General features: G+C 68.4%; 5 protein-coding genes. 4 read left to right on the top strand and 1 reads right to left on the bottom strand.

Translation table 11 applies throughout. From position 1 onward, the window contains the following. The 4 genes from PV679_RS32055 to PV679_RS32040 form a co-directional block, all read left to right on the top strand. Positions 1-586: discoidin domain-containing protein (locus PV679_RS32055; RefSeq protein ID WP_319684283.1), on the top strand; the 586-nt coding region annotated here is incomplete at its 5' end. Positions 587-872: 286 nt separating this feature from the next. Then, positions 873-2,318: a hydrolase gene (locus PV679_RS32050; RefSeq protein ID WP_319684282.1), complete on the top strand. Its 1,446-nt coding sequence runs from the start codon at positions 873-875 to the stop codon at positions 2,316-2,318. A gap of 257 nt (positions 2,319-2,575) precedes the next feature. After that, on the top strand, positions 2,576-3,325 hold the full coding sequence (locus tag PV679_RS32045) for a glucose 1-dehydrogenase (protein ID WP_319684280.1): 750 nt from the start codon (positions 2,576-2,578) through the stop codon (positions 3,323-3,325). Between the two features lie 516 nt (positions 3,326-3,841). Then, positions 3,842-4,558, top strand: coding sequence for a hypothetical protein (locus tag PV679_RS32040; RefSeq protein ID WP_319684278.1), 717 nt, complete (start codon positions 3,842-3,844; stop codon positions 4,556-4,558). Between the two features lie 491 nt (positions 4,559-5,049). Here PV679_RS32040 and PV679_RS32035 read toward each other — a convergent pair whose 3' ends face one another. Then, entirely contained in the window at positions 5,050-6,081 is a 1,032-nt protein-coding gene (locus PV679_RS32035; RefSeq protein WP_319684277.1) for an NAD(P)-dependent alcohol dehydrogenase, read from the bottom strand. Between the last annotated feature and the right edge of the window lie 209 nt (positions 6,082-6,290).

Raw genomic sequence — 6,290 nt, 5'->3', positions numbered from 1 at the left:
CGGCACCGGCATCCGCGCCCTCGACGAAGACGGCACCCCCTGCTCCTCCGACTACTACCTCCGCCTCACCGCCGACGGCGGCCGCATGCTCAAAGGCGAGATAGCACTGACGGCGGTACGTCCGACCGTGCCACTGCCCGGAGGAGGCGGGCCGCAGCCACCGACCGGCGACCTCGCTCTGCGCAAACCCGCCACGGCCAGCGGCTACACACAGGTCTACGGACCCGGTAACGCCGTCGACGGAGACACCAGATCGTACTGGGAGAGTGTCAACAACGCGTTCCCGCAGTGGGTCCAGGTCGATCTCGGAGCTACGTACGCCGTCAAGCGCGTTGTGCTCGCTCTCCCTCCGGACCCGGCGTGGGCCACCCGTACCCAGACCGTGGCCGTCCTCGGCAGTACGAACGGCACCAGCTTCACCACGCTCGCGGATGCGGCCGGCCGTGTCTTCGACCCCTCCAGCGGAAACAGCACCACGGTCACGCTGCCGACAGCCGCCAACACCCGTTATGTGCGGGTGCAGTTCACCGGCAACACGGGCTGGCCCGCCGGACAGCTCTCGTCCCTGAGTGTCTACGCCACCTGAGCCCGCCGTCCGGCGGAGGTGATATCTCCCGGGCGCGCACCAGGACCGGGGCGGCGGCCGACGAGCCGCCGCCCCAGTCCGGTCCCGGCCGACGGGAGCCGACCGGGACACGTACTCCGCCGGGCACCACGGTCGCACGGCAACGGCGCCGATTCGGCACCGGACAACGTTCATCCATTTGTAGCGTGTTGGTAGTCCGATACCAGATCTACGCGCGCAGACTGGCTCAAGCTCCTCCTCTTGTCGCTCCGCCCTCACCACCACTCCCCCACACGGAGGTTGACGGATGCTCAGGTCCAGACAGTCCCGCTTCCTGCTCGCCGCCGCGGCGACGGCACTCGGCGTCATCGCCGCGGGCTCGGGCTTCTCCGCCCAGGCCGCCGGCCCGGCCGCCGCCGCGACACACCGCGTGCTGTTCGACAACACCAAGGCCGAGACGGCGGGAAACGCCGACTGGGTCATCGGCTCCAGTCAGCCCGACCCACTGGGCCAGGACTCCACACCCTCGAAGGAGACGGACTGGACCGGCGGCCTGTCCGCATGGGGAGTGGCGCTCCAGAAGACCGGCGACTACACACTCAACACACTGCCGCCGGGCAACACCATCACCTACGGCGGTTCCGGCGCGCTCGACCTGAAGAACTTCGACACCTTCGTACTGCCCGAGCCGAACATCCGCCTCAGCGCCGCGGAGAAGACCGCGGTCATGAAGTTCGTGCAGAACGGCGGAGGTCTCTTCCTGATCTCCGACCACGACGCCAGCGACCGGAACAACGACGGCTACGACTCGCCCAAGATCATCAACGACCTGATGACCAGCAACGGCGTCGACAACACCAACCCGTTCGGCTTCTCGGTGGACATTCTCAACATCGGCTCCGGCAACCCGAAGGCCATCAGCGACAGCGGCAACCCCGTCCTGAACGGTCCCTTCGGCAGGGTGACCGGCAGCCTGATCGCCAACGGCACCACCTTCACCCTCAAGCCGGCCGACAACCCGTCGGTCAAGGGCCTGCTCTGGCGTTCGGGCTCCAGCACCACCGGTACCACCGGGGCGTTCTTCGCCACCAGCACCTTCGGCAGCGGCCGGGTGGCGATCTGGGGCGACACCTCGCCGGTCGACGACGGCACCGGCGCGCCCGGCGACACTCTCTACGACGGCTGGAACGATCCGTCCGCGACCAACGCCGCCCTCGCCCTCAACGCCACCGCCTGGCTGTCCGGCGACGGCGGTACCGGAGGCGGCGATGGAGGCGGCGGCGACTGCGCCTCCGGTCAGCTTCTGGCCAACCCCGGCTTTGAATCCGGCGCTTCGGGCTGGTCCGCCTCCAGCGGCGTCATCACCTCCAGCACCAGCAAGGCGGCCCACTCCGGCTCGTACAAGGCATGGCTGGGCGGCCACGGCACTTCCGGCACCACGACCCTCTCCCAGCCGGTGACCATTCCATCGGGCTGTGACGCCACACTCGGCTTCTGGCTTCACATCGACACCGCCGAAACCAGCACGACCGCCTATGACACGCTCAAGGTCCAGGTGGTCAACAGCTCGGGAAGTGTGCTCTCCACGCCGGCGTCGTACTCCAACGTCAACGCGGCCGCCGGCTACACGCAGCGCACCTTCGACCTCAGCGCCTTCGCCGGGCAGACGGTGACTCTGAAGTTCACCAGCACCGAGGGCTCCAAGCTGCAGACCTCGTTCGTGGTCGACGACACCGCGCTCACCGTCGGCTGACCCGGGCCCTGTCCGACAGATCCCGCCCGCTCAACGCGCTCCCGCTCTGTGGGCCGCTCCCGTACCGGGAGCGGCCCACAGAGTCGTATGGACGACGACCGCCGCCGGCTGACGGCCTGAAACGCCAAGGGAACGTCAGTCCAGGGAGCCTCACCGCCTTGTTCCTCCACTTCTCGAACAACAGCCCGCGCCCTCGCCACAATAAGGACATAGCGCCATATCGTTTGAGATGACCACTTTTCAGCGGGAGGAGACCCATGGGACAGCTCGACGGCAAGACAGCGGTCGTGACCGGTGGCAGCGCCGGAATCGGCCTGGCCGCCGCTCGTCGGTTCGCCGACGAGGGAGCACATGTGTTCGTGACCGGTCGGCGCCAGGCCGAACTGGACGCCGCCGTGAAGACGATCGGCCGCAACGCCACCGCTGTGCGGAGCGACGCGGCCGATCTGGCGGATCTCGACCGGCTCTATCAGACGGTGGCCGGCAGAGGCGGTGGCATCGATGTGCTCTATGCCAACGCGGGCGGCGGCTCGTTCGCGCGGCTTGAGGAGGTCACCGAGGAACACTTCGACAACGTCGTCGGCGTCAATGTGAAAGGCACCCTGTTCACGGTCCAGAAGGCGCTGCCACTGCTGAACGACGGGGCCTCCGTCATTCTGGCCTCGTCCATCGCGGGCAGCGCCGGCATGGAGGCGTTCGGCGTCTACTGCGCCTCCAAGGCCGCTGTACGGTCCTTCGCCCGGACCTGGGCCAATGAGCTCAAGGGCCGGGCCATCCGCGTCAACGCCATCAGCCCCGGGCCTATCGACACTCCGGGAGTCACCGGGCTGGGCCCGGACCGGCAGCAGACCTCCCCGATGGTCGAAGCCCTGGTCGACGCGACACCTCTGGGCCGCATGGGACGTCCCGAGGAAGTCGCGGACGCCGTCCTGTTCCTCGCCTCCGACCAGAGCACGTACATCACCGGCATCGAGTTGTTCATCGACGGCGGTGTCAACCAGATCTGACGGCACGCCGCGGCCCTGCCGGGCCACAGAACACCCACACGCCGCCGGCCGTCCGTCCGCCGGTGCGAGGGCCCTTGGCGGTGGTGTCAGGACCGACACGGAGGCCGCTCGCGCACCGTGCGGGCGATTTCTCGCACGGAATCCCATTTTTTTCTGTGCGCCACCGCGGGTGCGGCAGCACGGGCCCGGAGACCCGGAGAACCGGCTCCGCGGCCCGGCTGTCCGCCACGCGTACCAGCGAGTGTCGTTGCGCGACCGAAGCGACAACTGCCCCTGGAAGCAGCCCAGTCCACAGCGGACCGTGCGCGTTTCCTACTCCGGAGCCAAGATCACTTGCGACGGCGCGCCTCGACAACACTCCGCGCCTGTACGGCGGCGAAAGACCACTCACTCGCACACCTTCGCCCCCGAGTGACACCACAAGCCGCACTGTGAAGTCCCAACAGGGCCTACGCTTGCCGTACAGCGGTAATCCACGGGGCCCCCTGCGGCGGCCCACAGCGGAAAGACACCTACATGACATCCACGTCAGCGGTACCCGGAAACGTCGAAGCAACCACTGCCTCATTGCAGGCCGAACTTCCCCAACTCGAAGAACAGCAGCAGTCCCTCGAAAAGGAACTCGCCACTGTCACCGAGCGCCTGGAGTCGGTACGCGCCGCTCTGGGCGCGCTGCAGGCTCTCTCCCTCACCCGCCACATCCAGCCGGCGGCGCTTCCGGACACGGCGGCGGCAAAGCCCGTCGCCGCGACTGTCCAGAAGGCGGCACCGAAGAAGAAGCCCGAGCCGGTGGCAGGTCGGGCCGCCGCAGCCGTGGCCACCAAGACGCCCACGGCGGAGGCGCCGGTGGAGGAGGCTTCCGCGTCTGTACGCGCCAAGTCCCGCAAGGCCGCGGCCGGTACGAGCGAGAAGCAGAAGGCCGAGGAGCCCAAGGAGCAGAAGCGCCGTACGGCGAAGAAGCCCGCGCCCGCCGACGACACCGAGACCCGCTCGGCGAAGAAGACGGTTTCCGCGTCGGTGGACCAGCAGTCCAGTGGCCTGACCGAGCAGATCGTCGAGGTCCTGACGAAGTCGGGCAGCACTCCTGTCCGCGCCCGCGACGTGGCCCAGGCCCTCGGGCGCGACGACACTCCCGGCAGCATCAACGCCGTACGCAGCACGCTCGACCGTCTTGTCGCGACATCACGCGCCCACCGCGCCGGCCGCGGCCTCTACCAGGCTCCCACGAGCTGACCCGTCCTTCTCCCGTGTGCACAACACCCGCGGTGGCACGGGATGCTCGCGATGGCGGTCCCTCGGTGTGAGCTCGACCAAGGCGGAGCCGGGACAGCGATCCACGAGGAACCGGGGCGGAGAGCGCGGTGTGTTCATCCGGCGCGTCCGGCGCGACTGGAGACACTCGCACGGGGCCGCCACGGCCGCGCCCGCTCCGGATCCCGTCGGCCATGAGCTGTCCCGTAATCCCCCTGTACGCCGGCGCACGGCGTCGGAATGCCGTGCGCCACGAGGCGCGGGCAGGGCGTGTACATACGGTGCGGCGACGCGCCGCGACCACCGTGGTACGCGCGCCGGGGGTTGCGGGACGGCCCTTGGGCCTGTCTCCGAGCTTCGACCGCACACGGGAATCACATGCCGCCACGCTTGCCACAGCACTCACAGGCCCCAGCCAGGTCGTCCGGACGGCGCGCCGCTCGGGGGTGCGCGACGGCACCGGGATCACACCGCTACTTCGTCATGTCCAGGACGAAGCGATAGCGGACATCATTGCGGGCGAGGCGGTCCAGTGCCTCGTTGACCTGGTCCGGCCGCATGAGTTCGACATCCGCGACAATGCCGTGCTCGGCACAGAATTCGAGCATCTCCTGGGTCTCCACCGTGCCGCCGCTTCCGGCACCCGCCAGGTTCTTCGCTCCCACGATCAGGCTGAGGGGATTGAGCTTCAACTCGCCTTCGGGGATGCCGACGAGACAGAGAGTCCCGTCCATCGCGAGCGCGGACAGATACGGTTCCAGCGCGTGCGGCGCGCCGACCGTGTCGAGGATGAGATCGAACCGGCCTGTCTGCGCGGCCATCTGGTCCTCGTCCGTGGACAGGACCACATCGTCGGCGCCCAGTGCTCGCGCGTCCGCCGCCTTCTCCATCGACCTGGTGAACTGGACGACCTCGGCGCCGAGCGCGTGCGCGAGCTTCAGCGCGAGATGGCCGAGTCCGCCCATACCCACGATGCCGACCGTCTTGCCCGGGCCCGCGCCCCAGCGCCGGAGCGGTGAGTACGTGGTGATGCCGGCGCACATCAGCGGCGCGACACCGGCCGGATCGAGTCCCTGCGGCAGGGCGTAGACGAAGCGCTGGTCGAGGACGTACTCCGAGGAGAAGCCGCCACGGGTCGGATTCCCGTCCTTCCGGTCGACTCCGCCATAGGTGAGCGTGGGGAACTCGAAGCACCAGTTCTCCCGGCCGGCCCGGCACGCGGGGCACACACCGCAGGAGTCGACGATATTGCCGACCGCCACCTTGTCGCCCACCGCGAACCGGGAGACGTCACCGCCGACCGCGATGATCTCTCCGACCATCTCGTGGCCGGGCACCAGTGGATAGTCGCCGCCGTGGCGGATCGCGGAGATGTCGCTTGCGCAGACACCGCAGTACTCGATGCGTACGGCCACGTCCCCGCTCAGCGGATCCCGGCGCTGGAACTCCCAGGGCTTCAGCGGACCGCCCGGCTGTTGTGCTGCCCATCCGGTGACGTTTCGCATGATCTTTCGCTGCCTCTCGTTTTCTCGGACGGGCCGTGCTCTCCGGCTCCGCCGATCGTGGTCCGTACCGAGGACTCGTCCTCGCGCGGATCTCGCCCGGCCGGCGGGAAAGGGAAGCGCACGGCGGGCCCCGCTTCAAAACAAACTAGTTCGTTTACTCATCGGCGAACATAGCCTCGAAGCCCACACATGTCAAACAAACTAGTTTG

This window comes from Streptomyces sp. AK02-01A (genome assembly GCF_033795305.1).
Classification (GTDB): domain Bacteria; phylum Actinomycetota; class Actinomycetes; order Streptomycetales; family Streptomycetaceae; genus Streptomyces.
This window is presented reverse-complemented; position numbering and strand designations above follow the sequence as displayed.